The organism is Pseudomonas sp. EA_65y_Pfl2_P74, assembly GCF_963970575.1.
Lineage (GTDB): Bacteria > Pseudomonadota > Gammaproteobacteria > Pseudomonadales > Pseudomonadaceae > Aquipseudomonas > Aquipseudomonas baetica_A.
Genome location: NZ_CAXAOQ010000036.1, coordinates 49,419 through 75,200, shown reverse-complemented (window position 1 = coordinate 75,200; position 25,782 = coordinate 49,419). Strand labels below are relative to the sequence as shown.

24 protein-coding genes are annotated in these 25,782 nt (G+C 59.5%); 14 read left to right on the top strand and 10 right to left on the bottom strand.

The window, feature by feature from the left end:
• The first annotated feature begins 460 nt into the window (after window positions 1–460).
• From AACY18_RS24565 to AACY18_RS24545, 5 genes are all read left to right on the top strand, one after another.
• Entirely contained in the window at window positions 461–1,888 is a 1,428-nt protein-coding gene (locus AACY18_RS24565; RefSeq protein WP_339433471.1) for a di-heme oxidoreductase family protein, read from the top strand.
• 26 nt (window positions 1,889–1,914) lie between these two features.
• Window positions 1,915–2,979 carry an imelysin family protein gene (locus AACY18_RS24560; protein WP_339433472.1) on the top strand — a complete coding sequence of 355 codons (1,065 nt, stop codon included), beginning with the start codon at window positions 1,915–1,917 and terminating at the stop codon, window positions 2,977–2,979.
• Between the two features lie 14 nt (window positions 2,980–2,993).
• On the top strand, window positions 2,994–4,094 hold the full coding sequence (locus AACY18_RS24555) for a DUF1513 domain-containing protein (RefSeq protein WP_339466352.1): 1,101 nt from the start codon (window positions 2,994–2,996) through the stop codon (window positions 4,092–4,094).
• A gap of 101 nt (window positions 4,095–4,195) precedes the next feature.
• A complete protein-coding gene (locus AACY18_RS24550) occupies window positions 4,196–5,344 on the top strand; it encodes an efflux RND transporter periplasmic adaptor subunit (RefSeq protein WP_339433474.1) in 1,149 nt (382 codons plus the stop codon).
• A 13-nt stretch (window positions 5,345–5,357) separates the two neighbouring features.
• Window positions 5,358–8,393, top strand: coding sequence for a multidrug efflux RND transporter permease subunit (locus tag AACY18_RS24545; RefSeq protein ID WP_339433475.1), 3,036 nt, complete (start codon window positions 5,358–5,360; stop codon window positions 8,391–8,393).
• 83 nt (window positions 8,394–8,476) lie between these two features.
• Here the strand turns inward: AACY18_RS24545 and AACY18_RS24540 are convergent, their stop codons facing one another.
• From AACY18_RS24540 to colR, 5 genes are all read right to left on the bottom strand, one after another.
• Window positions 8,477–8,704, bottom strand: coding sequence for a hypothetical protein (locus AACY18_RS24540; protein WP_339433476.1), 228 nt, complete (start codon window positions 8,702–8,704; stop codon window positions 8,477–8,479).
• Window positions 8,705–8,706: 2 nt separating this feature from the next.
• Window positions 8,707–9,423, bottom strand: coding sequence for a lipopolysaccharide kinase InaA family protein (locus tag AACY18_RS24535; protein ID WP_339433477.1), 717 nt, complete (start codon window positions 9,421–9,423; stop codon window positions 8,707–8,709).
• Between the two features lie 4 nt (window positions 9,424–9,427).
• Complete coding sequence (locus tag AACY18_RS24530; protein ID WP_339433478.1) at window positions 9,428–10,096, bottom strand: class I SAM-dependent methyltransferase; 669 nt, start codon at window positions 10,094–10,096, stop codon at window positions 9,428–9,430.
• A gap of 161 nt (window positions 10,097–10,257) precedes the next feature.
• Window positions 10,258–11,532: a sensor histidine kinase gene (locus AACY18_RS24525; RefSeq protein WP_339433479.1), complete on the bottom strand. Its 1,275-nt coding sequence runs from the start codon at window positions 11,530–11,532 to the stop codon at window positions 10,258–10,260.
• Window positions 11,522–12,205, bottom strand: a complete 684-nt coding sequence (colR, locus tag AACY18_RS24520; RefSeq protein WP_221732077.1) for a two-component system response regulator ColR — start codon at window positions 12,203–12,205, stop codon at window positions 11,522–11,524. Before colR ends, AACY18_RS24525 begins: the two co-directional genes overlap by 11 nt.
• 218 nt (window positions 12,206–12,423) lie before the next feature.
• Between colR and AACY18_RS24515 the strand changes: the two genes are divergently transcribed.
• Window positions 12,424–13,167: a phosphatase PAP2 family protein gene (locus AACY18_RS24515; protein ID WP_339466350.1), complete on the top strand. Its 744-nt coding sequence runs from the start codon at window positions 12,424–12,426 to the stop codon at window positions 13,165–13,167.
• A 108-nt stretch (window positions 13,168–13,275) separates the two neighbouring features.
• On the opposite strand, the gene groL is transcribed toward AACY18_RS24515, so the two are convergent.
• The 4 genes from groL to AACY18_RS24495 form a co-directional block, all read right to left on the bottom strand.
• The gene (gene groL, locus AACY18_RS24510) at window positions 13,276–14,922 is read right to left on the bottom strand and encodes a chaperonin GroEL (RefSeq protein WP_339433481.1); all 1,647 of its coding nucleotides are present in this window, start codon (window positions 14,920–14,922) and stop codon (window positions 13,276–13,278) included.
• 50 nt (window positions 14,923–14,972) lie between these two features.
• The gene (locus AACY18_RS24505) at window positions 14,973–15,266 is read right to left on the bottom strand and encodes a co-chaperone GroES (protein WP_007916610.1); all 294 of its coding nucleotides are present in this window, start codon (window positions 15,264–15,266) and stop codon (window positions 14,973–14,975) included.
• Between the two features lie 259 nt (window positions 15,267–15,525).
• Window positions 15,526–16,002, bottom strand: coding sequence for an FxsA family protein (locus AACY18_RS24500; RefSeq protein ID WP_339433482.1), 477 nt, complete (start codon window positions 16,000–16,002; stop codon window positions 15,526–15,528).
• 65 nt (window positions 16,003–16,067) lie between these two features.
• Window positions 16,068–16,799 (bottom strand): HugZ family pyridoxamine 5'-phosphate oxidase, encoded by a 732-nt coding sequence (locus tag AACY18_RS24495; protein ID WP_339433483.1) that lies wholly within the window; start codon window positions 16,797–16,799, stop codon window positions 16,068–16,070.
• 162 nt (window positions 16,800–16,961) lie between these two features.
• On the opposite strand from AACY18_RS24495, the gene AACY18_RS24490 reads away from it, so the two are divergent.
• Window positions 16,962–17,720, top strand: coding sequence for an SDR family oxidoreductase (locus AACY18_RS24490; protein WP_339433484.1), 759 nt, complete (start codon window positions 16,962–16,964; stop codon window positions 17,718–17,720).
• A 65-nt stretch (window positions 17,721–17,785) separates the two neighbouring features.
• Here the strand turns inward: AACY18_RS24490 and apbC are convergent, their stop codons facing one another.
• Entirely contained in the window at window positions 17,786–18,880 is a 1,095-nt protein-coding gene (gene apbC / locus AACY18_RS24485; RefSeq protein WP_339433485.1) for an iron-sulfur cluster carrier protein ApbC, read from the bottom strand.
• A gap of 155 nt (window positions 18,881–19,035) precedes the next feature.
• On the opposite strand from apbC, the gene metG reads away from it, so the two are divergent.
• The 7 genes from metG (at window position 19,036) to nth (ending at window position 25,766) form a co-directional block, all read left to right on the top strand.
• Entirely contained in the window at window positions 19,036–21,087 is a 2,052-nt protein-coding gene (gene metG, locus AACY18_RS24480; protein ID WP_339466348.1) for a methionine--tRNA ligase, read from the top strand.
• A 131-nt stretch (window positions 21,088–21,218) separates the two neighbouring features.
• Complete coding sequence (locus AACY18_RS24475; RefSeq protein ID WP_339433487.1) at window positions 21,219–21,788, top strand: electron transport complex protein RnfA; 570 nt, start codon at window positions 21,219–21,221, stop codon at window positions 21,786–21,788.
• A complete protein-coding gene (gene rsxB / locus AACY18_RS24470; RefSeq protein ID WP_339466346.1) occupies window positions 21,785–22,993 on the top strand; it encodes an electron transport complex subunit RsxB in 1,209 nt (402 codons plus the stop codon). The genes AACY18_RS24475 and rsxB overlap by 4 nt, the downstream gene beginning before the upstream one ends.
• The gene (locus AACY18_RS24465; RefSeq protein WP_339466345.1) at window positions 22,980–23,963 is read left to right on the top strand and encodes an RnfABCDGE type electron transport complex subunit D; all 984 of its coding nucleotides are present in this window, start codon (window positions 22,980–22,982) and stop codon (window positions 23,961–23,963) included. Before rsxB ends, AACY18_RS24465 begins: the two co-directional genes overlap by 14 nt.
• A complete protein-coding gene (locus tag AACY18_RS24460; RefSeq protein ID WP_339466344.1) occupies window positions 23,960–24,565 on the top strand; it encodes an RnfABCDGE type electron transport complex subunit G in 606 nt (201 codons plus the stop codon). The genes AACY18_RS24465 and AACY18_RS24460 overlap by 4 nt, the downstream gene beginning before the upstream one ends.
• Window positions 24,562–25,131: an Rnf-Nqr domain containing protein gene (locus AACY18_RS24455; RefSeq protein ID WP_339433491.1), complete on the top strand. Its 570-nt coding sequence runs from the start codon at window positions 24,562–24,564 to the stop codon at window positions 25,129–25,131. Before AACY18_RS24460 ends, AACY18_RS24455 begins: the two co-directional genes overlap by 4 nt.
• Entirely contained in the window at window positions 25,128–25,766 is a 639-nt protein-coding gene (gene nth / locus AACY18_RS24450; protein WP_339433492.1) for an endonuclease III, read from the top strand. Before AACY18_RS24455 ends, nth begins: the two co-directional genes overlap by 4 nt.
• The last annotated feature ends 16 nt before the right edge of the window (window positions 25,767–25,782 follow it).

Sequence of the window (25,782 nt, the reverse complement as noted above, 5' to 3'; positions counted from 1 at the left end):
GCTGCGACAGCTCGAGGGGGCGAGAGCCGAAATGGCCTTGGCGGTGAACGCCTATAACCTGAAAAGAGCGATTAACGTGCTCGGCGCACGTCAGTTGATGGCGTTGATGGGCTGAAACGCCCTTTTTCGTCTGCCGTCCGCACAAAAGCAAACGCCCCGAACAAGTCGGGGCGTTTGCTTGAAACCACCATCAGTGTGTTTTCACACAGTCTGTTCGGGTCGCCTTTTTCATACGTGCCAAGCACAAACCTTGTGGGAGCGGGCTTGCTCGCGAAAGCGGCAGGTCAGACACAGATGAATTGACTGACACACCGCTTTCGCGAGCAAGCCCGCACACAGAGGGGAAACTGCGTTTCTCTAAATCACGGCCTCACATCAAGTAAACGATAATTCCTCTTATTCAAACTCCTGCGCCCTGTTAGACTTTGCGCCTTTGTTTTTGCCCGTCCGCAGGATGTCTATGCCCTCGCTGCCTCTTCGTTTGTCCGCACTGTTTCTGGCTCTGGGCCTGAGTGCCTGCGATGACGCCCCGCGCTTCACCAAAGCCGAGCCCGGTGAAGCACGCTCAGGCGGTGCGGCGACCGTGCGCAAGACCGATCAAAACGCGTTTTCCCTGCCCTCGGCCAACCTGCCGCCATCGCGCCGGGTGGATTTCAGCGTCGGCAACAGCTTCTTCCGCAGCCCCTGGGTGATCGCCCCATCGACCACCACCGCCCGTGATGGCCTCGGCCCGTTGTTCAACACCAACGCCTGCCAGAACTGCCACATCAAGGACGGTCGCGGTCATCCACCGACACCGCAGGCAAACAATGCAGTGTCGATGCTGGTAAGGCTGTCGATCCCCAACACCCCGGAACTGGCCGACGTCATCGAACAGGTCGGCGTGGTGCCGGAGCCGGTCTACGGCGGCCAGCTCCAGGACATGGCCGTGCCTGGCGTGGTTCCGGAAGGCAAGGTGCGCGTCGAGTACACACCGGTGCCGGTGCGCTTCAAGGACGGCACCGAAGTCGAACTGCGTAAACCGGAGCTGCAAATCACTCAACTCGGTTACGGGCCGATGCACCCCGATACGCGTTTCTCCGCACGCATCGCCCCCCCCATGATCGGCCTCGGCCTGCTCGAAGCGATCCCCGAAGAAGCGATTCTCGCCAACGCCAGCGCTCAGGCCAAAGACAAGAACGGCATCAATGGCCGACCGAACCAGGTCTGGGATGACGTCCTGCACAAAACCGTGATCGGTCGATTTGGCTGGAAAGCCGGACAACCGACCCTCAACCAACAGAATGTTCATGCGTTCGCCGGGGATATGGGCCTCACGACCAGCATGCGACCGTTCGATGACTGCACCGAAACGCAAACCGCCTGCAAACAGGCGCCGAACGGCAATGGCCCGGACGGTGAGCCGGAAGTCAGCGACAACATCCTGCGTCTGGTGCTGTTCTATAGCCGCAACCTCGCCGTCCCCGCGCGCCGGGACGTCAACGACGCCCAAGTGCTGGCCGGCAAGAACCTGTTTTACCAGGCCGGCTGCCAGTCGTGTCATACCCCGAAATACACCACCGCCGCCAACGCGGCCGAACCTGAACTGGCCAATCAAGTGATTCGCCCGTACAGCGATCTGCTGCTGCATGACATGGGCGACGGTCTGGCCGACAACCGCACCGAATTCCAGGCCTCCGGCCGCGACTGGCGCACGCCGCCGTTGTGGGGCATCGGCCTGACGCAAGCGGTCAGTGGCCACACCCAGTTTTTGCATGACGGCCGCGCACGCAATCTGCTTGAAGCCGTGCTTTGGCACGGTGGTGAAGCGCAAGCGGCGCAGCAACAGGTTTTGTCTTTCAATGCCGAGCAGCGCACCGCGTTGCTGGCGTTTCTGAATTCACTTTAAACACTTAAAAGAATCGGGAGCCCGACATGTTCCGTCCCAAGCTACTGTTCACCAGCCTGGCCGCGCTCGCCCTCGGCGCTTGCTCGCCACAGGATCCGCAAGCCGTCACTTCGGCCGCTATCGCCAAATCGGTGATTCTGCCGACGTATACCCGTTGGGTCGAAGCCGACAAGCAACTGGCGGTCAGCGCCCTCGCCTACTGCCAGGGCAAAGAGACGCTGGAAACCGCTCGCGCCGACTTCCTGCACGCGCAGAAAGCCTGGGCCGAGCTGCAACCGCTGCTGATCGGCCCGCTGGCCGAAGGCAACCGCTCGTGGCAAGTGCAGTTCTGGCCGGACAAGAAAAACCTCGTCGGCCGTCAGGTCGAGCAACTGGTCGTCGCCCAGCCGCAGATCGATGCTGTCGCACTGGCCAAGTCGAGCGTGGTGGTTCAGGGGCTGTCGGCTTACGAGTACATCCTGTTCGACGCCAAGCCTGACGTCGCCAACGCCGACCAGAAAGCCAAGTACTGCCCGCTGCTGATCGCCATTGGCGAACGCCAGAAGCAACTGGCCGAGGAGATTCTGCAGAGCTGGAACAACACCGACGGCATGCTCGCGCAGATGACCAAGTTCCCGAACCAGCGTTACGCCGACTCCCACGAAGCGATTGCCGATCTGCTGCGCGTACAAGTCACCGCACTCGACACCCTGAAGAAAAAGCTCGGCACCCCAATGGGCCGCCAGAGCAAAGGCGTGCCGCAGCCATTGCAGGCCGATGCATGGCGCAGCCAGTCGTCGCTGACAGCCCTGGAAGCGAGCCTCGCCGCCGCCAAGACCGTTTGGGAAGGTGTCGACAACAAAGGCCTGCGCAGCCTGCTGCCAAGCGATCAGAAGCCTCTGGCGGACAAGATCGACGCCGCTTATGCCGCCTCGCTCACCCTGTTCGACAGCACGCAGCGCTCGCTCGGCGAAATGCTCGAAGACGACGCCGGCCGTCAGCAACTGAACGACATCTACGACAGCCTCAACGTCGTCCATCGCCTGCACGAAGGCGAACTGGCCAAGGCGCTGGGCATTCAACTGGGCTTCAACGCCAACGACGGTGACTGATGAGGGCAAGTGCCATGCTGCGACGCCAGGCTCTGACTTTAGGTAGTTTGCTGCTGGGAGCAGTGACACTGGGCGGCTGGACGCTGTTCAAGCGCAAGGATCAGAGCCCGCTGTTGCTCTCGGCGCGCGATGACACCGACGGCAAGCACTACGCCGTCGGCTATCGGCTCGATGGCACACGGGTGTTTGCCACCGAAGTCGGCCAGCGTTGCCACGACATCATCAACCACCCGACGTTGCCGATTGCGCTGTACGTCGCCCGTCGTCCGGGCACCGAAAGCTACCTGATCGACCTGCGCGACGGTACGCTGCTGCAAACCGTGACGTCGCAGCCGAACCGGCACTTCTACGGCCACGCGGTGATTCACAAGGACGGCGAGTACCTGTACGCCACCGAAAACGACACCACTGACCCAGGCCGTGGCCTGCTCGGGGTGTACCGGTTCGAGGGCGAGCGGCTGGTACACCGCGGCGAGATTTCCACCCACGGCCTCGGCCCGCATCAGGTGTCGTGGATGCCCGATGGCGAGACATTGGTGGTGGCCAACGGCGGCATTCGTACCGAAGCCGAAAGCCGCGTCGACATGAATCTCAACGCCATGGAACCGAGCCTGGTGCTGATGCAGCGCGACGGCACCTTGCTGAGCAAGGAAACCCTCGCCCAGCAAATGAACAGCGTGCGCCATCTGGGCATCGCCAGCGACGGCACTATTGTCGCCGGTCAGCAATTCATGGGCGCGCCCCACGAACGTTCCGAACTGCTGGCGATCAAGCGTCCCGGGCAGCCGTTCGTGGCATTCCCGGTGCCGGAACATCAGTTGCAATCGATGGGTCACTACACCGCCAGCGTTGCGGTGCACAGTGAGTTGCGTCTGGTGGCACTGACCGCACCGCGTGGCAATCGCTTCTTCATCTGGGATCTGGACAGCGGCGAAGTGCGCCTTGATGCGCCATTGCCCGATTGTGCCGGCGTGGGTGCGGTAAAGGACGGTTTTGTCGTGACCTCCGGTCAAGGGCGTTGCCGCTACTACGACTGCCGTCAGGATCAACTGTTGGCCAAACCGCTGGAATTGCCGGCAGGGCTCTGGGACAACCATCTGCACTTGATGGCGTGAAATGCCTTTATTGTTTTGCAGAAACTGCCAGTTGGAATACCCCCTGTACTCGGAGTAATGTGCCCGCCTGTCTCACCTGATTTATCCAAGGAACTGGAAATATGCTGCGTCGCCGCATGCTGATCATGTTGGGTGTTGTTTTGCTGGTCGTCCTGGTGCTGGGCGGGTACAAAGCCTTTTCGATCTACACGATGGTCCAGGGCTTTTCCAAGCCGAAACCAGCGATCAGCGTCGCCGTGGCCATTGCCACGGAACGCCCGTGGCAGATGCGTTTACCCACCGTCGGTACCCTCAAGGCACTGCAAGGCGTCGACCTGAGCCTGGAAGTCGCCGGTACCGTCACCGACCTCAAGTTCGAATCAGGGCAGAAGGTCAAGGCCGGGCAACCGTTGCTGCAACTCGACAGCGCTGTCGAAACCGCCCTGCTGGAAACCGCCAAGGCCGATCTGGGGCTGGCGCAACTGGACTTCGGTCGCGGCAGCCAACTGATCGACAGCCGGGCCATCTCCAAAGGCGAGTACGACCGGCTCTCGGCGGTCCTGCAAAAGAGCCGGGCGACGGTCAATCAGCTCAACGCCTCGCTGGCCAAAAAACGCATCCTCGCACCGTTCAGCGGCACCATCGGCATTCGTCAGGTCGATGTCGGCGACTACCTCGCCAGCGGCACCAAAATCGCCACACTGCAGAATCTGAGCAGCCTTTACGCCGACTTCTATTTACCGGAACAATCGGTGCCGAAACTGGCCATCGGCCAACCGGTGCAAATCTCGGTGTCCGCCTACCCCGGGGAAAACTTCGCGGGCAAGATCAGCGCCATCAATCCGATTGTCGAAAGCACGACGCGCAACATTCTGGTACGCGCCACACTCGCCAACCCCGACGGCAAATTGCTGCCGGGCATGTTCACCAGCCTCGACGTATTGCTGCCGGATCCCCAGACGCACGTCGTGGTGCCGGAGAGCGCAATCACCTACACCCTTTACGGCAACTCGCTGTACGTGGTCGGGCAGAAAAAAGCCGAGGACGGCAGCGTCGAAAAAGACGACAAGGGTCAACCGGTGCTGATCGCCGAGCGCCGCTTCATCGAAACCGGTGAGCGCCGCGATGGCCTGGTGATGATCAACAAGGGCGTGCTCAAAGGCGAACAAGTGGTGACCGCTGGCCAGATCAAACTGGACAACGGCGCGCACATTGCCATTAGCGACGACAAGACCCTCGGCGAGCAGAACAGTCCGCCCCGCGCCGACTGATCAAGGAATCCCCATGGCTTTTACCGATCCGTTCATCCGCCGCCCGGTGCTCGCCACCGTGGTCAGCCTGTTGATTGTGCTGCTGGGCTTCCAGGCCTGGAGCAAGCTGCCGCTGCGCCAATATCCGCAGTTGGAAAACGCCCTGATCACGGTGACCACCGCCTACCCGGGGGCCAACGCCGAAACCATCCAGGGCTACATCACCCAGCCGATGCAACAGAGCCTGGCCAGTGCCGAGGGTATCGACTACATGACCTCGGTCAGTCGCCAGAACTTCTCGGTGATCTCGATCTACGCGCGCATCGGCTCCAACAGCGACCGCCTCTTCACCGAGTTGCTGGCCAAGGCCAACGAGGTGAAAAACCAACTGCCGCAAGATGCCGAAGATCCGGTGCTGAGCAAGGAATCCGCCGACGCCTCGGCGCTGATGTACATCAGTTTCTTCAGTAAGGATTTGAGCAACCCGCAGATCACCGACTACCTGTCACGGGTCATCCAGCCAAAACTGGCGACCCTGCCGGGCATGGCCGAAGCCGAGATTCTCGGCAATCAGGTGTTTGCCATGCGCCTGTGGCTCGACCCGGTCAAGCTCGCCGGGTTCGGCCTCAGCGCCAGCGACGTCACCAACGCGGTGCGCCAGTACAACTTCCTCTCCGCCGCTGGCGAAGTGAAAGGCGAGTACGTGGTCACCAGCATCAACGCCAACACTGAACTGAAATCCGCCGAAGCGTTCGCCGCGATTCCACTCAAGGTCAATGGCGACAGCCGCGTATTGCTCAGTGATGTGGCGCGGGTCGAAATGGGCGCGGAGAACTACAACTCCATCAGCTCCTTCGGCGGCACCCCGTCGGTGTACATCGGCATCAAGGCCACGCCCGGCGCCAACCCGCTGGACGTGATCAAGGAAGTGCGCAAGATCATGCCGCAGCTCGAAGCCCAGCTACCGCCGAACCTCAAAAGCGAAATTGCCTACGACGCCACCCTGTTCATTCAGGCCTCCATCGACGAAGTGGTGAAAACCCTGTTCGAAGCGGTGCTGATCGTGATCGTCGTGGTGTTCCTGTTCCTCGGCGCGCTGCGTTCGGTGGTGATCCCGGTTGTGACCATTCCGCTGTCGATGATCGGCGTGATGTTCTTCATGCAGATGATGGGCTATTCGATCAACCTGCTGACCTTGCTGGCGATGGTGCTGGCGATCGGGTTGGTGGTCGACGATGCGATTGTGGTGGTGGAAAACATTCACCGGCATATCGAGGAAGGCAAGACGCCGTTCGAGGCAGCCCTGGAAGGCGCACGGGAAATCGCCATGCCGGTGGTGTCGATGACCATCACCCTGGCGGCGGTGTACGCACCAATTGGTTTCCTCACCGGGCTGACCGGGGCGTTGTTCAAGGAATTTGCCTTGACCCTGGCCGGCGCCGTGGTGATTTCCGGCATCGTTGCCCTGACGCTGTCACCAATGATGTGCGCCTTTTTACTGCGTCACGATGAGAACCCCAGTGGCCTGGCCCATCGCCTCGACCGCATCTTTGACGGCCTCAAGCGCCGCTACCAAAGCCTGTTGCACGGCACGCTCAATACGCGGCCGGTGGTACTGGTCTTTGCGGTGATCGTGCTGTGCCTGATTCCGGTGTTCCTCAAGTTCACCAAATCGGAACTGGCACCAGACGAGGATCAGGGCATCATTTTCATGATTGCCAACGCCCCGCAGCCGACCAACCTCAATTACCTGAACACCTACACCGACGAATTCATCAAGATCTTCAAGCAATTTCCGGAGTACTACTCCTCGTTCCAGATCAACGGCTACAACGGCGTGCAGTCCGGCATCGGTGGCTTCCTGCTCAAACCGTGGAACGAACGCAGCCGTACACAGATGCAAATACTTCCCGAGGTTCAGGGCAAACTCCAAAACATCCCCGGCGTGCAGGTCTTCGGCTTCAATCTGCCGTCACTGCCCGGCACCGGTGAAGGCTTGCCGTTTGATTTCGTGATCAATACCGCCAATGACTACGAGCAGTTGTTGCAAGTGGCTGACCGGATCAAGAAACGCGCCATGGAATCGGGCAAATTTGCATTCGTCGACCTCGATCTGGCGTTCGACAAACCAGAGGTGGTGGTCGACATCGACCGTGCCAAAGCGGCGCAGATGGGCGTTTCGATGCAGGATCTGGGCGGCACGCTGGCCACCCTGCTCGGTGAGGCTGAAATCAACCGTTTCACCATCGAAGGACGCAGCTACAAGGTCATCGCTCAGGTTGAACGGGCTTACCGCGACAATCCGGGCTGGCTGAACAACTATTACGTGAAAAACACCCAGGGTGAGTTGTTGCCGCTGTCAACGTTGATCACCGTGACTGACCGGGCGCGCCCGCGACAACTCAATCAATTCCAGCAACTCAACGCCGCGAAGCTGTCCGGATTCCCGTTGGTGAGCATGGGTGAAGCCATCGACACTGTCTTGCAGATCGCCCGGGAAGAAGCACCCGTCGGTTTTGCCTTCGACTATGGCGGCGCGTCGCGCCAGTTCGTCCAGGAAGGCAGCGCATTGTGGGTGACGTTCGCGCTGGCGCTGGCGATCATCTTTCTGGTGCTGGCGGCGCAGTTCGAGAGCTTTCGCGATCCGCTGGTCATTCTGGTGACGGTGCCGTTGTCGATCTGCGGGGCGCTGATCCCGTTATTCCTTGGCTGGTCGAGCATGAACATCTACACCCAAGTGGGCCTGGTGACGCTGATCGGGTTGATCAGCAAGCACGGGATCCTGATCGTCGAGTTCGCTAACCAGTTGCGCAAGGACAAGGGGCTGTCGGTGCGTGAGGCGGTGGAGGAAGCGGCGGCGATTCGCTTACGGCCGGTGTTGATGACCACCGCCGCAATGGTCTTCGGCATGGTGCCGCTGATACTGGCAACAGGTGCCGGGGCGGTCAGCCGGTTTGATATCGGGATGGTGATTGCGACAGGGATGTCGATCGGGACGTTGTTTACCTTGTTCGTCCTGCCCTGCGTTTACACCTTGCTGGCCAAGCCGGATCCAAAGAAAACCGCATAACACCCTGTGGGAGCAATTCCCGAAATCTGCACAATAAAAAAGGCCTCGCAACGGCGAGGCCTTTTACTTGGGCTTCAATCGGTTCAACTTTGTGGCCTCATCCCTTGAGAAAGTCCGAACATGAACAACAGCAGATCATGATCGGGTTCGGTCGCCACGGAGGCTTTCGCCGCCCGTGGCACCACGCAATGGGCATCCGCTAGGGATGCACCGATAACCTGCATGCGTGGCTGCTCCCAGGCAGCCACCGCGAGTGATGCAACTGCCAAGGCTCCAGCCAAAAACAAACCTCGTGCAATTTCGAGTTTCATCGCTATAAACCTTTGATAGCGCTGCCAAACGCCGTCTCGTAAAAGTAGACGAGTTTTTTCCAGTCCGTATCCCGGAACGACGAATGGCGACGCAATTGCTTCATGTCGTGAGAGGCGGCGCGATAGGCCGTCAGACGCTGGCGGCATTTCTCCAGGTCGATCAAGGCCACTTCGACCTCGGCGGATTCGCCTTCGCCGGTCACTCGCACAAACACATGTTTGATGTAAATGCAGCTGTGCTGCCAGCGGCCCTTGTGCATGCGCGCCAGGTTTTCGGCGAGATCCTTGAGCACACGCTCATAGATCACATCACCACACTGATCGCGCCCACCGGCTGCCGCCAGCCAATGTTCCAGTTCCTGGAAACCATCCAGAGACTTGGTCACCAGCAGTGCGCGCCACTTGTGCTGCGGATCAGGCTGGGCACCACAGAAAACGATTTGCGGTACTCGCACACCCAGTTTGCTGACGCCGGTCAGTGCATCAAGCTCGCGCAAGACGGTCGGGCGTCCGAAGGGGTGCAACCAACTGCGATAAATGTGTCCAGTCTGGCGTTTGGCATACAGCAATTGGCCGTCCTTGCCCACGATCCGTTGCACACCACTTTCGCCACCGCGGCGCACGTTGGGTTCTTCCACCCATTCACCGCGCTGAGCCCAGTAGTAGTCGAAGCGGTCCTGCGGAGCGACTTCCGTTTCTGCTGCAAATTGCACTGCCATCCTGTTACCTCTTGCGTAATACGTAAACCCGCCACATCGCATAGAGCGGAATAAAGTCCAGTTGTTCCTGAATGCGGAAACCCGCCTCTTCAAATTCTTTTTCGACCGTAGCAGCCGGTAACACAAAGCGATTCTGGTAATCGCGACTGGCACGTTTCTTCTCGGCGCGCTGGCGTTTCCAAGCCTTGAAATTGCCATCGACCCACAATGAAATGATCACGCTGTCACGGGTGACGCGCTCGAATTCACGCAGAATGGCCCGACGATGCTCGGCGTCTCCGATGTGATGCAGCAGGCGCATACAGAAAATGCTGTCGACGGCGTTATCAGGCAAGGCAATGTCGAACGCAGATGTGTGCAAGGGTTGTACCCGTTTCACCACATCGGCGGGTTGCGCCTGCATGGCCGTCTGGATCATCGATTCGGAATTGTCCGCCCCGATGATCACGCGATTGGCTTTTTCACCCAGCAATGGCCAGAAACGCCCCGCACCGCAAGGCAGATCCAGCACCAGCCCCGGCTCACCGGCCAACGCCAGCGCCTTGCGAGCCAACTGTTCGTCCCGCCAGAGGGAGAGACGACGACCAAGGCTGTCTTTATGCTTGCGCAGGTATTTCTGCGCATGTTGATCATCGTACTTTTCGGAAAAATCGAGCTTGATCGGGCCGGCCATCACCAGAACTCCTGAATTACTGATGTCACCACCTTAAGGCGAGGTGTGTCAGCGTCAGGTCATCCAGCTGTGAAAATTTCGTAAGGCCAACCGACAAAGTATTGCAGCGTTATACAGGATTCAGACAGGTTGGCGGGAGTATCATCGAGCCACTATTTGCGTCAGATTTTGCCTAGATCAACTTCGAAACGACAGCCATTGGGTTGCATCGTACTCAAGCTGACACTCCAGCCCTGGTTCTCGCAAATGCGCTGCACCAGCGATAATCCAAGCCCCAGGCCTTCACCGCGTTTTTCACCGCCGCGTACAAACGGCTCGAACATCGCCTCGCGTTTTTCCTCGGGAATACCCACACCGGAATCCTCGACGACAAACCCGTTGGCATTGAGCGTCAGGCGAATGAAACCCTGCTCGGTGTAATGGCAAGCGTTACGCAACAGGTTACCCATCACCGCCGTCAACAGCGTTGCGTTGTAGCAGGTGGCGGGTGGATTACCGGGCTCGAACTGCAAGGTCAAACCTTTGCTTTCGATCGATTCGCGCCATACGCAAAGCAGACTGTCGGCGACCTGACTGAGGTTCTGTTGTGGCGCCATCCCCGCGTCTTCGCGCTGGGCGCGGGCGAGCATCAGGAAGGTCTGTACCAGCTCGCGCATTTCCTCACTGGCCCGCGCAATACGCTCGACCTGTGCACGACCGCGCGTGTCGATTGCCGGGTTTTCCAGCAGCAGTTCGCAGGAACTCGCCAGCACCATCAGCGGTGTACGCAATTCGTGGCTGACATCGCTGGTGAACAGCCGCTCGCGGGTCAATGCCTGTCGCAAACGCCCCAGCGTGGCATCGAACGCCACCGCCAGTTCGCCGACTTCATCAGCCGCGTAGTCCGGCGCCAGCGGTGGTGCCAGCCCGAGCAATTGGTCGCGATGACGCACCTGGCGCGCCAGCCGAACCACCGGAGCCATCACTTTGCGCGCGAGCACCCAACCGAGGAGAACCGCCAAGGCCAGGCTGAGCACGAACCCCACCAGCACCACGGCAAACAACACGCGCTCGCGCTCTTCGAAATCGCTTTGATCCTGCAGCAGCACATACCGCCGCCCATCGACGACCTCGACCATTGCATGATACGAAAGCTGCTCGCGGAACACTTCGTGGAAGCCGGAATCGAGGTGACGCAAGTCCTTGGGCAGTTCGAAATCGCCCGGTCCACCACTGAAGTAGAACAATTGATCCGGTTCTGGCCGATGGCTCCAGTCGGAAACACTGTCCATCAGCAACAGGCGCTGCAGATCGCCGCCCAGCCCTGCCGAAATCAGTTTTTCCTCCACCAGATGCACCGTGGCGACAATGCCCATGGCGAAAGCGCCGGCCACCAGTGCGCTCATCAACGCAAAGGCAATGATGATGCGCTGTGAAAGGCTTTGCTTAAACTCCATCACGCCCCTCGGCCAAACGGTAACCCACGCCGTGCACGGTATGCAGCAGTGGCTTGGCAAATGGCTTGTCGATCACCTGACGCAATTGGTGAACGTGACTGCGCAGGCTGTCGCTGTCCGGGCAGTCATCGCCCCACAGCGCCTCCTCGAGGACTTCACGGCGAAGCACATGCGGGCTCTTCTGCATCAACACCGCCAACAGCTTGAGGCCGACCGGGTTGAGTTTCAGCAGTTTGCCTTCACGGGTCACTTCCAGGGTGTCGAGGTCATAACTCAGGTCACCGACTTGCAGTGCACGGCGTCCTCCGCCCTGGGCACGGCGCATCACCGCCTCGATCCGTGCAGCGAGCTCGGACAAGGCAAATGGCTTGACCAGGTAATCGTCAGCCCCCGACTTGAAGCCCTGAAGACGATCGTCCAGTTGATCCCGGGCGGTCAGCATGATCACCGGCGTGTCCCGACGGGCATCTTCGCGCAGGCGTTTGCACAGGGTGTAGCCGTCGATGCCGGGCAGCATGATGTCGAGCACAATCAGGTCATAGTGCTCGGTAGCCGCCAGATGCAGGCCCGACAGACCGTCCTGGGCGCAATCGACGGTATAACCCTTGAGTCCCAGGTAATCGGCCAGATTGGCCAGGATATCGCGGTTGTCTTCGACCAATAGAATTCGCATGGGCACCTCTTCTTACACAGTAACGGCCGTCATGGCCCGCGCAGCTTACGGCCAAGTGCGGCTCAGGGCTAGGCATGCGTCGGATTGTTTACCCACAAGGATGCTGACTGTGCCTGCCAACGTATTTTTCACTTTCGGTTAACAAATCGCCGACGCCAGCGGGTGCAGACTCCGCGCAGTAGCGCTCATCGAACACACTAACCGACCAGGGAATTACCATGGTGTCGACCTCTGCCCGCCCCGCTTCACGGCCTCTGAATTTTTGGTTGTGCCTGGGTATACCCACCTTCGCGGCAATTATTCTGCTGCTACTCGAACTGACCGATCTGGACATGGACCTGGCCAGGCTGTTCTACGATCCGGTCGCTGGCGATTTCATCGGCCGACACAGTTTTTTCCTCGAAGACATCCTTCATGATCGAGCCAAGCAGGTGGTGATCGCGTTCTCGGTGTTTGCCATTCTCGGCTTCATCGGGTCGTTCTTCATCGCACGACTCAAGCCGTTCAAGCGGGAATTGGGCTGCCTGGTGCTGTCCCTCGGGCTGGCCACTTCGTTCGTGACGCCGGTCAAAGCCGTCACTGCCGTGCAATGCCCTTGGAGCCTGGAGCAATTCGGCGGCCATGAAACCTACAGCAAGTTACTTGATCATCGTCCGCCGACCAACAAACCGGGCCGTTGCTGGCCGGGAGGGCATGCGGCGACGGGGTTCACCTTGTTTGCGCTGTTCTTCGTGCTGCGTGATCGCCGTCCGCGCCTGGCCAGACAAGCGTTCATCTTTGCCTTTGCATTGGGTTCAGTATTCTCGATCAGCCGGATGATGCAGGGAGCGCACTTCTTTTCCCACAACGTGTGGACAGCGATCTTCTGCTGGCTGATTTGTCTGGGGTCGTATTACTGGGTGTTGTACCGCCCGGCGCTCAAAGCTGAAGCGGCAGCGAAAGCACAACCCGTCGGCGCCTGAAACACAGTTCACTCCCACAGGTTGTGGGTGCGGACGTGAATGGCGGGCAATAAAAAACCCCGCCTGCTCATCGCAGGCGGGGTTTTTCGTTACGGGGGTAAGGCTGGCTTACATCATGCCGCCCATGCCACCCATGCCACCCATGTCTGGCATACCGCCGCCAGCAGCACCTTCTTTCTTCGGTGCGTCGGCAATTGCAGCTTCGGTAGTCAGGATCAGACCACCGATCGACGATGCAGCTTGCAGAGCGGAACGGGTAACCTTGGTTGGGTCCAGGATGCCCATTTCGATCATGTCGCCGTATTCGCCAGTCGCAGCGTTGTAACCGAAGTTACCTTTGCCGTTCTTGACTTCGTTGACCACAACGCTTGGCTCGTCACCGCTGTTGGCAGCGATCTGGCGCATCGGTGCTTCAACAGCACGACGCAGAACAGCGATACCGACGTCCTGATCAGCGTTGTCGCCTTTCAGGTCCAGGATGGCTTCCAGAGCACGGATCAGCGCTACGCCACCGCCAGGTACCACGCCTTCTTCAACGGCTGCGCGGGTTGCGTGCAGGGCGTCTTCAACGCGGGCTTTCTTCTCTTTCATTTCGACTTCGGAACCAGCGCCAACCTTGATCACTGCAACGCCGCCGGACAGCTTGGCCAGACGCTCTTGCAGTTTTTCACGGTCGTAGTCCGAGGAAGTTTCGGCAACCTGGGCACGGATCTGAGCGATACGCGCCTGGATGTCTGCTTCTACGCCAGCACCGTCAACGATGATGGTGTTTTCCTTGGAGATGGTCACGCGCTTGGCGCTGCCCAGGTTTTCCAGGGTAGCGGCTTCCAGGCTCAGGCCGATCTCTTCGGAGATCACGGTACCGCCGGTCAGAACAGCGATGTCCTGCAGCATGGCCTTGCGACGGTCGCCGAAACCTGGAGCCTTGACGGCCGCCACCTTCACGATGCCACGCATGTTGTTCACTACCAGCGTCGCCAAGGCTTCGCCTTCAACATCTTCCGATACGATCAGCAGTGGACGGCCGGCTTTGGCAACGGCTTCCAGTACTGGCAGCATTTCGCGGATGTTCGAGATTTTTTTGTCGACCAGCAGGATCAGCGGGCTGTCCAGCTCGGCAACCATGGTTTCCGGCTTGTTGACGAAGTACGGGGACAGGTAGCCACGGTCGAACTGCATGCCTTCTACAACCGACAGTTCGTTTTCCAGGCCAGTGCCTTCTTCAACGGTGATCACGCCTTCTTTACCGACTTTTTCCATGGCTTGGGCAATGATGTCGCCAATGGAGCTGTCGGAGTTGGCGGAGATGGTGCCGACCTGAGCGATAGCCTTGGTGTCAGCGCATGGCTTGGACAGGTTTTTCAGCTCTTTGACAATGGCGATGGTCGCCTTGTCGATGCCGCGCTTGAGGTCCATCGGGTTCATGCCGGCAGCGACGGCTTTGAGGCCTTCGTTGACGATCGACTGAGCCAGAACAGTGGCGGTGGTAGTGCCGTCACCAGCGTCATCGTTGGCACGGGAGGCAACGTCTTTGACCAGCTGCGCGCCCATGTTTTCGAAGCGATCTTCGAGTTCGATTTCTTTGGCGACGGAAACGCCGTCCTTGGTGATGGTCGGAGCGCCGAAGCTCTTCTCGATGATCACGTTACGGCCTTTCGGGCCCAGGGTCGCTTTTACTGCGTCAGCCAGAACGTTAACACCGGTGAGCATTTTCTTACGGGCGGAATCGCCGAATTTAACTTCTTTAGCAGCCATGATCGATATTCCTTAAATACTTTGTAGTAGCGGGAAAATGAACGGAGGTATCAGCCTTCGATAACAGCGAGGATTTCGTTCTCGCTCATTACCAGCAGGTCTTCGCCGTCGACTTTCACAGTGTTGCTGCCGGAGTAAGGACCGAACACAACCTTGTCGCCTTCCTTCACGGAAAGTGCGCGCACTTCGCCGTTTTCCAGAGCTTTGCCCGGGCCTACAGCGAGAATCACACCGTGGTTGGCTTTTTCAGCAGCCGAACCTGGCAGGACGATACCGCCAGCGGTTTTCTTTTCTTCTTCGCTGCGACGGATAACGACGCGGTCATGCAGAGGACGAAGCTTCATTGTCGATCTCTCCTAATTGTGGTTTTCATCGGCCGGTGTAGTCCCGGCGGGTTTAACAAATCCGGCCTGCGCCGGTTGCGGTTCGTCGAGCGAGCCGCGCAAGTCTGTCCGACTCAAATATCGGAAACCTTTCGGTGACCGATACATAAGGGCGCACAAGCTTATTACAAGGGCGCCGCTAAAAAATTTTACTGATGTTCTTTACAAAAGCAGCCCATTAACGAGCACGGCACCCGAAGGTGCCGTGTCGATGCAAGCGCTACTTGGAGTCGCGATGTTCGAACTCACCTTCGATCACATCGCCCTCGCGGCCCACAGGCTGTCGCGGTGCAGGACCGCCACGAGGTTGCAGGTCATCGGCGAACGCACGCTGGCGCATGGCTTGTTCTTCAGCACGCTGGCGCATCTTGTTGGCCAGCAGGCGACGAGTGAACGGCAACAGCATCACCAGACCGACCACGTCGCTGATGAAACCCGGCAGGATCAGCAGGCCGCCGGCCAGGGCCAGCATCAAGCCTTCAAGCATGGTTTGCGCAGGCAGTTCGCCGCGGTTCAGGCTTTCACGGGCACGCAGCGCCGTTGCCAGACCGGCGACGCGCAGCACGAACACGCCGAACATCGAGCCGAGAATGATCAGCAGCAGGGCCGGGAAAAACCCGATGGTGCCTGCCACTTTGACGAATACGAATAGCTCCAGCACCGGAAACAGCAGAAAGAGCAACAAAAAAGGGCGCATCAAAAATTCCTCAACGCAAGAAATGCCTTGCAGTAAGCCCTAGATGACGTCGCCCTTTCGTGAATTCAAGCATCGGCCACTGCATTTTTTGGCCACACCTGAGCGTGAGCCAGAGAAACCAAGGCTTCGCGCACTTGTATCGGCGTATGACATGGCGCTTGAAACGGCAGCCAGTAAAGGGCCTGACCGATCCGCAGATGCATGCCTTCAGTGTCGATCCCGGCCAATTGCGCCGGCACACTTTTCGGCAGACCACAGAGGTCGACATAGTGCGCAATGGCTTTGGCATGATCGCTGTTCATGTGCTCGACCATGCTGATTTCAGCCTTGCCGGCGAACGGGTTGGCCAAGGTCAGCTGGTCAATCCAGTGAATCGCGCCAAAACCGCCGATGTAACGATGGCGCACCGGTTTGAGCACCCAGAAATCGAAATCGTGAGCCTTGTGGTAGTTCTGCGAATCGGGGAAGTAGCGGTAGTAGCGCTCGGCGGCCGCTTCAATGGCCACAGCGTCTTCGAGTTTTTGCGCTTCGCCCAGATAGGTCAGGCGACCAACGGCCTGCACATCATCGGCCTCACGCTCGCCCACCAGCATCGAGCATTTAGGGTCTTTTTGCAGGTTGTGGGTGTGCTGGGCGATGCGGCTGATCAGGATCAGCGGCCGGCCCTGCTCATCAAGGCAATAAGGCACCACGGAGCCAAAGGGAAAGCCGGGCATCGATTTGGAGTGGGTCGACAGCACTCCCCGGTATTCCTTGAGAAGCAATTCTCGGGCATTCTTGGCCACTTCAACGCTCAATTTATGACTCCTTAAAAAGAATCCGTCGATAAAACGGACAGATGACCGGGATAAGTCCCGCTCACTCTCGGGGCAATTCTCATGTGCAGCCAGGCCAGGTCGGGCGCAGATCGAGAGGCTCTCTAAGGGAAAACCACTCTGACCTGCTATCGGGGCATGCGAATGCAACTCAACGACAAAGTAATCATTATCACGGGCGGTTGCCAGGGTTTGGGCCGTTCCATGGCCGAGTATTTCGCAGGCAAAGGCGCCAAGCTTGCCTTGGTCGATCTGAACCAGGAAAAACTCGACGACGCCGTCGCAGCTTGCAAAGCCAAGGGTGTCCAAGCGCGCAGCTATCTGTGCAACGTTGCCAATGAGGAACAGGTTGAGCACATGGTCGCCCAGGTGGCCGCCGATTTTGGTGCGATCCACGGCCTGATCAACAACGCTGGAATCCTGCGCGATGGCCTGCTGCTCAAGGTCAAGGACGGCGAAATGACCAAGATGAGCCTGGCCCAATGGCAGGCGGTGATCGACGTCAACCTGACCGGCGTGTTCCTGTGCACCCGTGAAGTGGCGGCGAAAATGGTCGAGCTGAAAAACAGCGGCGCGATCATCAACATTTCGTCGATCTCGCGGGCGGGTAACGTTGGCCAGACCAACTATTCTGCCGCCAAGGCCGGCGTTGTCGCGGCGACCGTGACCTGGGCCAAAGAACTGGCGCGTTACGGCATTCGCGTGGCGGGCATTGCGCCGGGCTTCATCGAAACCGAGATGACCCTGGGCATGAAGCCCGAAGCGCTGGAGAAGATGACGTCAGGGATTGCGCTCAAACGCATGGGAAAACCAGAAGAAATCGCCCATTCGGCGGCATACATCTTCGAAAACGACTACTACACCGGCCGGATTCTGGAGATGGATGGCGGCTTGCGTATCTAACCCCGACACAAGACCAGTGTGGGAGCGGGCTTGCTCGCTCCCACAGTTGATTGTGTTTCAGGCCATCAATCGTCGCTGATGGTGATGTTCGGCATTGCCGGCGTTACCGCTTCCTGCAAGACAATCCGCGCGCCGACGTGGCGGGCCAGTTCCTGATAGACCATGGCAATCTGGCTGTCCGGCTCGGCAATCACTGTCGGCTTGCCGCCATCGGCCTGCTCGCGGATCAGCATCGACAACGGCAGCGAAGCCAATAGCTCGACGCCGTATTGAGTCGCCAGCTTCTCACCACCGCCCTCACCGAACAGATGCTCGGCATGGCCGCAGTTCGAGCAGATGTGCACGGCCATGTTTTCCACCACGCCCAGCACCGGAATGTTGACCTTGCGGAACATTTCCACGCCTTTGCGCGCGTCGAGCAATGCCAGATCCTGTGGCGTGGTGACAATCACCGCACCGGCCACCGGGACTTTCTGCGCCAGGGTCAACTGAATGTCACCGGTGCCTGGCGGCATGTCGATCACCAGATAATCCAGATCGCCCCACGCCGTTTGCGTGACCAGTTGCAGCAGCGCGCCGGAAACCATCGGCCCGCGCCAGACCATCGGCGTGTTGTCGTCAGTCAGGAACGCCATCGACATGACTTCCACACCGTGAGCCTTGAGCGGCACGAACCACTTCTGATCCTTGACCTCTGGGCGGGTGCGCTCCGGGATGCCGAACATGATGCCTTGGCTGGGGCCATAGATGTCGGCGTCGAGAATCCCGACCTTGGCGCCTTCACGGGCCAGCGCCAGCGCGAGGTTGGCCGCGGTGGTCGACTTGCCCACGCCGCCCTTGCCCGACGCCACGGCGACCACGTTCTTGACGTTGGCCAGGCCCGGAATCTGTGCCTGGGCCTTGTGCGCGGCGATCACGCTGTTGACCTCGACCCTGGCGATGACCACACCGTCGATATTTTCGATGGCCAGTTGCAGCAATTGTGCCCAGCCACTCTTGAACAGACCGGCGGCATAGCCGATTTCCAACTGAACATTGACGCGATCACCGATGATTTCGATGTTCTTCACGCAACCGGCGCTGACCGGGTCCTGGTTCAGGTAAGGGTCGGTGTATTGGCTGAGGACGGCTTCCACCGCTGCGCGAGTGACGGCGCTCATGGGCAACTCCGATAACAAGACTGGGAAAAGATGGCGGGTATCCTACCCCTTCTGCCCTCCTGACGGCATGCCCTGCAACTATTTGCAGGGGTGAAATATCTTTCCCGGCGCTTTATAGTGGCCGACCTCCGTTTCATCAAGTAGCGAAGCCCCACATGTCCGAGCCACGCAAGATCCTCGTCACCAGCGCCCTGCCCTACGCCAATGGTTCGATCCACCTTGGCCACATGCTGGAATATATCCAGACCGATATGTGGGTGCGCTTCCAGAAGCATCGCGGCAACCAGTGCATCTATGTCTGCGCCGACGACGCCCACGGTTCGGCGATCATGCTGCGCGCAGAAAAGGAAGGCATCACTCCGGAACAACTGATCGCCAACGTGCAGGCTGAACACAGCGCCGACTTTGCCGAGTTCCTGGTCGACTTCGACAACTTCCACTCCACTCACGCCGAAGAAAACCGTGAGCTGTCGAGCCAGATCTATATCAAGCTGCGTGACGCCGGGCACATTGCCCAACGCTCGATCACCCAGTACTTCGACCCGGAAAAGAAAATGTTCCTGGCCGACCGTTTCATCAAGGGCACCTGCCCGAAATGCGGCACCGAAGACCAGTACGGCGACAACTGCGAAAAATGCGGCGCGACCTACGCCCCGACCGATCTGAAGGATCCGAAGTCGGCCATCTCCGGCGCCACCCCGGTACTCAAGGATTCCCAGCACTTCTTCTTCAAGCTGCCGGACTTCCAGGAAATGCTGCAGGCCTGGACCCGCAGCGGCACCCTGCAAGACGCGGTCGCCAACAAGATTGCCGAGTGGCTGGACGCTGGCCTGCAGCAGTGGGACATCTCCCGCGATGCGCCTTACTTCGGTTTCGAGATCCCGGGCGAGCCGGGCAAGTATTTCTACGTGTGGCTGGATGCGCCAATCGGCTACATGGCCAGCTTCAAGAACCTTTGCGAGCGCACGCCTGCGCTTGATTTCGACGCGTTCTGGGGCAAGGATTCCACCGCCGAGCTGTACCATTTCATCGGCAAGGACATCGTCAACTTCCACGCGCTGTTCTGGCCAGCGATGCTCGAAGGTGCCGGTTTGCGTAAACCGACCGGGATCAACGTCCACGGCTACCTGACCGTCAACGGCCAGAAGATGTCCAAGTCCCGTGGCACCTTCATCAAGGCACGTACTTATCTGGATCACCTGTCGCCGGAATACCTGCGCTATTACTACGCGGCCAAGCTGGGCCGTGGCGTCGATGACCTCGACCTGAACCTCGAAGACTTCGTGCAGAAGGTCAACTCCGACCTGGTCGGCAAAGTGGTCAACATCGCCAGCCGTTGCGCCGGTTTTATCCACAAGGGCAACGCCGGCCTGCTGGTCGACCACAATGCCGCGCCAGAGCTGACCGAGGCGTTCCTGGCCGCCGCGCCAGGCATTGCCGACGCCTATGAGGCCCGCGACTTCGCCCGCGCCATGCGTGAAACCATGGCCCTGGCCGACCGCGCCAACGCGTGGATCGCCGACAAGGCACCGTGGTCGTTGAACAAGCAGGAAGGCAAACAGGATGAAGTGCAGGCGATCTGCGCCACCGGCATCAACCTGTTCCGCCAACTGGTGATCTTCCTCAAACCAGTACTGCCGCTGCTGGCCGCCGATGCCGAGGCGTTCCTCAACGTCGCCCCGCTGACCTGGAACGACCACACCACCCTGCTGGCCAACCATCAGCTCAATGAATTCAAACCGTTGATGACCCGCATCGACCCGGTAAAAGTCCAAGCCATGAGCGATGCCTCGAAAGAAGACCTGACCGCCAGCCAGACCGACACCGGCGCCGCCGCACCGGCGGGCAACGGCGAACTGGCCAAGGATCCGCTGTCACCGGAAATAGACTTCGACACCTTTGCCGCCGTCGACCTGCGGGTGGCGCTGATCGTCAAGGCTGAGCACGTGGAAGGTGCAGACAAACTGCTGCGCCTGACCCTCGACATCGGTGACGAGCAACGCAACGTATTCTCCGGGATCAAGAGCGCCTACCCGGATCCGTCCCAGCTCGACGGTCGCCTGACCATGATGATCGCCAACCTCAAGCCACGGAAAATGAAGTTCGGCATCTCCGAAGGCATGGTGATGGCCGCCGGCCCTGGCGGTGAAGAAATCTACCTGCTGAGCCCGGACAGCGGCGCCAAGCCGGGTCAGCGCATCAAGTAAGACGGTGCGGTAAATTGATCCCACAGGCGTGCCCCGCATGCCTGTGGGATTTTTCATATCTGGCCCACCCATCGTGACTGCCGGATAATGCCTAACCTTATGAGACATCCGCCCGTTTTGCTGGCAGAACCATGACCGAACTCCTGCTTACGCTTATCAGTGCTGCGTTGCTCAACAACTTCGTGTTGCACTGGCCGCTGGGCGTCGATCCGCTGTTGGCGGGCAGTCGACGTCAGGTGCATGCGTTGGGACTGGCGACCCTGTGCTTGATGCTGATCGTCGGCGTGGCGGGGTACGTCATCTGGCACTGGCTGCTGGTACCACTGCAACTTGAAGCCCTGCGCTTGTTCGTGTTTCTGCCGTTGAGCGTGTTGCTGATCGCACCGCTGCTGAAATGGCTGGCGTGCGGGCTGCCCGACTGGCCATTCGACGGTTTATGGCCGCTCTTGCTGGGCAATGCCGGCGTACTTGGACTGGCGCTGATCAATGCGCAGAATGATCAGGGGCTGTTGCATGCCGCCGCGCTGAGCCTCGGCGCTGGGCTGGGTTTCTGGCTGGTATTGAGCCTGTTCAGCGATTTGCGTGAGCGCACCGCTGGCAACGATATTCCCCTGCCCTTTCGCGGCTTGCCGATCGACCTGATCAGCGCCGGACTGATGGCAGTGATTTTTCTCGGATTCAGTGGACTGATCAAAACATGAGTCTGATTCAACGCATCGATGCCCTGCTGCCGCAGACCCAATGTGGCAAATGTGGCCACCCCGGATGCAAGCCCTACGCAGAAGGCATCGCCAATGGCGAACCGATCAACAAGTGCCCGCCGGGGGGGGACGAAACCATCGCGGCGCTGGCCGGGTTATTGAAAATACCGGTGCTGGAACTGGACATCAGTCGAGGTTCGGCGCCGCCACAAGTGGCCTACATTCGTGAAGCCGAATGCATCGGCTGTACCAAGTGCATTCAAGCCTGTCCGATCGACGCCATCGTCGGCGCAGCGAAACTGATGCATACGGTCTTGATCGACGAGTGCACCGGTTGCGACCTGTGTGTGGCGCCGTGCCCGGTAGATTGCATTGAGATGCATCCGTTGCCGCCGACTACGTTGCCAGTGGTGGGAGGTCTGGCATTCAGTCTCGAGGAACAGCGCGAGCGCGCGGCCAAACGCGATCACGCGCGCCAGCGTTTCGAGCGACGCAATGCCCGCCTCGAACGCGAAGAACAGCACAAACAGGCCGAGCGTGAAGCGCGCGCCAAACGTTCAGCGCAGCCCCAAGTCTCCACGCTCGACCCGGTGCAGGCTGCGCTGGAACGTGTGCGGGCACAGAAAATGGCCACCACCGATGCCGCATTGAAGAAAGCCAAGATCGATGTCGCGATGAGTCGCGCGCAATTGCACAAGTCGCTGAAAGCCTTCGGTCATCCGCCGACGTTCGAGCAGCAGGCGCAACTGATTGTGTTGCAGCAACAATTCGAAGCGGCCGAACAGGCGCTGGCATCACTCGAAAACAGCACTCCAACCGCCCCGCCAGCGCCTGCCCCGGCAAAAGACGCTGACCTTAAACGAGCGAAAATCCAGCTGGCCATGCGCCGCGCCGAACTGAAAAAAGCACAAACTGCGGAGGCTTCAACGGAGCAAATCGCGACGCTGGAACAGGCGCTGCGTGACGCCGAGCAAGCCCTGCATGCCGCTGAAGCCTCCAGTGATCAGCCAGCTCCTGACCTTGTGCGCGTGGAAAAACGCCCGATCGACAGCCAGCTTCGGCAGTTGAAAACCGCATTGGCCTACGCTCGCGCCGACCTCAATAAACTGGAACGCCACGCCGACACCCCAACCGAAACACTCGACAAGGCCCGCGCTCGCCTGCAAGACGCCGAGCGCCAGGTGCAAGACCATGTCGCCCCTTGAGATGCCAGACGATCGCCTGCAACAGGCGATGAAACAGGTGCTGCTCGCGACGCTGCCTGGGTTGCTGGCGTTGTTCTGGTTCTACGGTTGGGGCGTGCTGATCAATCTGATCCTGGCGATAACCACTGCATTGGTCGTCGAAGCGGCGGTCACCCGCTTACGTCATCGCCCCATTCAGTCAACCCTTATCGATGGCAGCGCGGTGGTCAGCGCGACACTGCTAGCGGCCGCCCTGCCCCCTTACTGCCCGTGGTGGCTGACGGTCACGGCGATTGCTTCTGGCCTGCTGCTCGGCAAGCACTTGTACGGTGGCGTCGGAAAAAACCCGTTCAATCCGGCGATGCTCGGATTTGTCTTGGCCATCGTTTTGTTCCCACAGCCAATGACTCATTGGCCGGCCCACGGCATGGACCTGATCGCAGCCGTACAACAGGCGTTCAATCCAGGACAGCCGCCGGATGCATGGGCTCAGGCCACGGCACTGGACAGCTTGCGCATCAACAAAAGCCTGACCATCGATGAACTGTTCGCCACCAATCCGGCGTTCGGTGGTGTCGGCGGGCGTGGTGTGGAATGGGTCAACCTGGCGTTTCTCGCCGGCGGACTGTTCCTGCTGCAACGCCGAGTGATTGGTTGGCAGGCGCCGCTCGGCATGCTCGCCAGCCTGTTTGCCGTCAGCCTGTTGTGCTGGAACGGCTCGGGCTCGAACTCCCACGGATCGCCGTTGTTTCATCTGCTGAGCGGCGCGACCATGCTCGGTGCGTTTTTCATCATTACCGAGCCGGTGTCCGGGGCTAAAAACCTGTTCGCCCGCCTGCTGTTTGGCGTCGGCGTCGGGCTGCTGACTTATCTGATTCGCACATGGGGCGGTTATCCCGACGGTGTGGCGTTTGCCGTATTGCTGATGAATCTGTGCGTACCGGCACTGGAACGCTTTGCTGCCGCCCGCCAGACACGGGTGAGCCCATGAACCGCACGACCAGCCTCATCACGCTGTTTTTGTTGGCCTTCATCGGTATCGGTGCGACGTATCTCGTGCAGCGTAGCAATGCGCCGCAGATCGCCGCCGAACAACGCCTGATCGATAACCGCAAATTACTGGATGTGATCCCGGCCGAGTCTTACGACAATCAACCGCTGGACCAACCTCTGGCCTTGACCGACATTGCCTTAAGCCACAGCACGCTGGCGGGCGGCTATCGCGCGACCAAAGGCGGGCAACCGGTTGCGGTGCTGCTGCGTAGCCTGACCGAGGGATATGCCGGTGTCATCGAACTGCTGATCGCCATTGATGCCGACGGAAAATTGCTCGGTGTGAAAACCCTGAAGCAAACCGAAACCCCGGCGCTGGGAGGGGTTATTGGTGACTGGCCAAATGCCTGGCTGCAAGCGTTCACCGGCCAATCGAGCCATGAGCCGACGAACGCAGGCTGGGCGTTGAAAAGCGATCAGGGACAATTTGATCAGATGGCCGGGGCGACCATCACCTCCCGTGCAGCGATCAACGCGATCCATGATGCGTTGCGCTACTTCGATGAGCATCGGCCGGCGTTGCTGGGGAGTGGATCATGAAGCTGTCGAACACGCTGATGCTGGTGCTGCTGCTTGGCGCCACGCAAACGCTGGCCGCCGCGCTGGGCACGCTACTGATGTTTGTCACTGTCGTGGGGATTTATGGTGTGTGCATGCCGCTGATGCGCTCGCGACTGACCGGGGCAAGTGCGTTGCTGGCCAGTTTGCTGCTCGCCGCTTCGCTGACCAGTTGCGCCGATATTCTTGCGCAGCGCTGGTTGCTGCCATGGCATCAGGCGTTCGGTTTCTATACGGGCCTGATCGCCTTGCAGTGCGTGGTGCTGGAGCACAATGGCTTCTTCCAGCAACCGCCGGCCAAGCGCTTCAAGCTAGCGGGCCTGTTTGGCGGGCTCATGCTGGCGCTCGCCGCACTGCGTGAACTCATCGGTCACGGCAGTCTCGGTCGCGGGCTATCCGAACACTGGCAAGGTCTTGTTTTGCTCAGCGATGGCCTGCATCTGCCAACCACGGTTCCCGGCGCCTTCATCGTGCTGGGGCTACTGCTCGCGGCCCGTCAGGCGTGGACTCGCTCGAACTCTATATCCAAGGAATCGCATCGCCCATGAACGCCGCAAAACGTCATGAGATTTTTCGCAGACTGCATGAAGACAATCCCGAGCCGAAGACTGAACTGGCCTACTCCTCGCCCTTCGAACTGCTGATTGCCGTAATTCTCTCGGCGCAGTCCACCGACGTTGGCGTCAACAAGGCCACGGCAAAACTGTTCCCGGTGGCCAATACGCCAGCAGCGATCCATGCCTTGGGCGTCGAAGGATTGTCTGAATACATCAAGACGATCGGCCTCTACAACAGCAAGGCGAAAAACGTCATCGAAACCTGCCGTCTGCTAGTCGAACGCCACGACAGTGAAGTACCGCAGACGCGCGAAGCGCTGGAAGCCTTGCCCGGCGTTGGCCGCAAGACCGCCAACGTCGTACTCAATACCGCGTTTCGCCAGTTGACCATGGCGGTCGACACGCACATTTTCCGCGTCAGCAATCGCACAGGCATTGCACCGGGCAAGAATGTCGTCGAGGTTGAAAAGAAGCTGATGAAATTTGTGCCAAAGGAATTCCTGCTCGACTCCCACCATTGGCTGATTCTTCTTGGCCGCTATGTGTGTCTGGCGCGCAAGCCACGCTGTGGTAGCTGTCGGATCGAGGACTTGTGCGAGTACAAAGCCAAAACATCGGACGATTGAGAGGCTATTAGCTTTG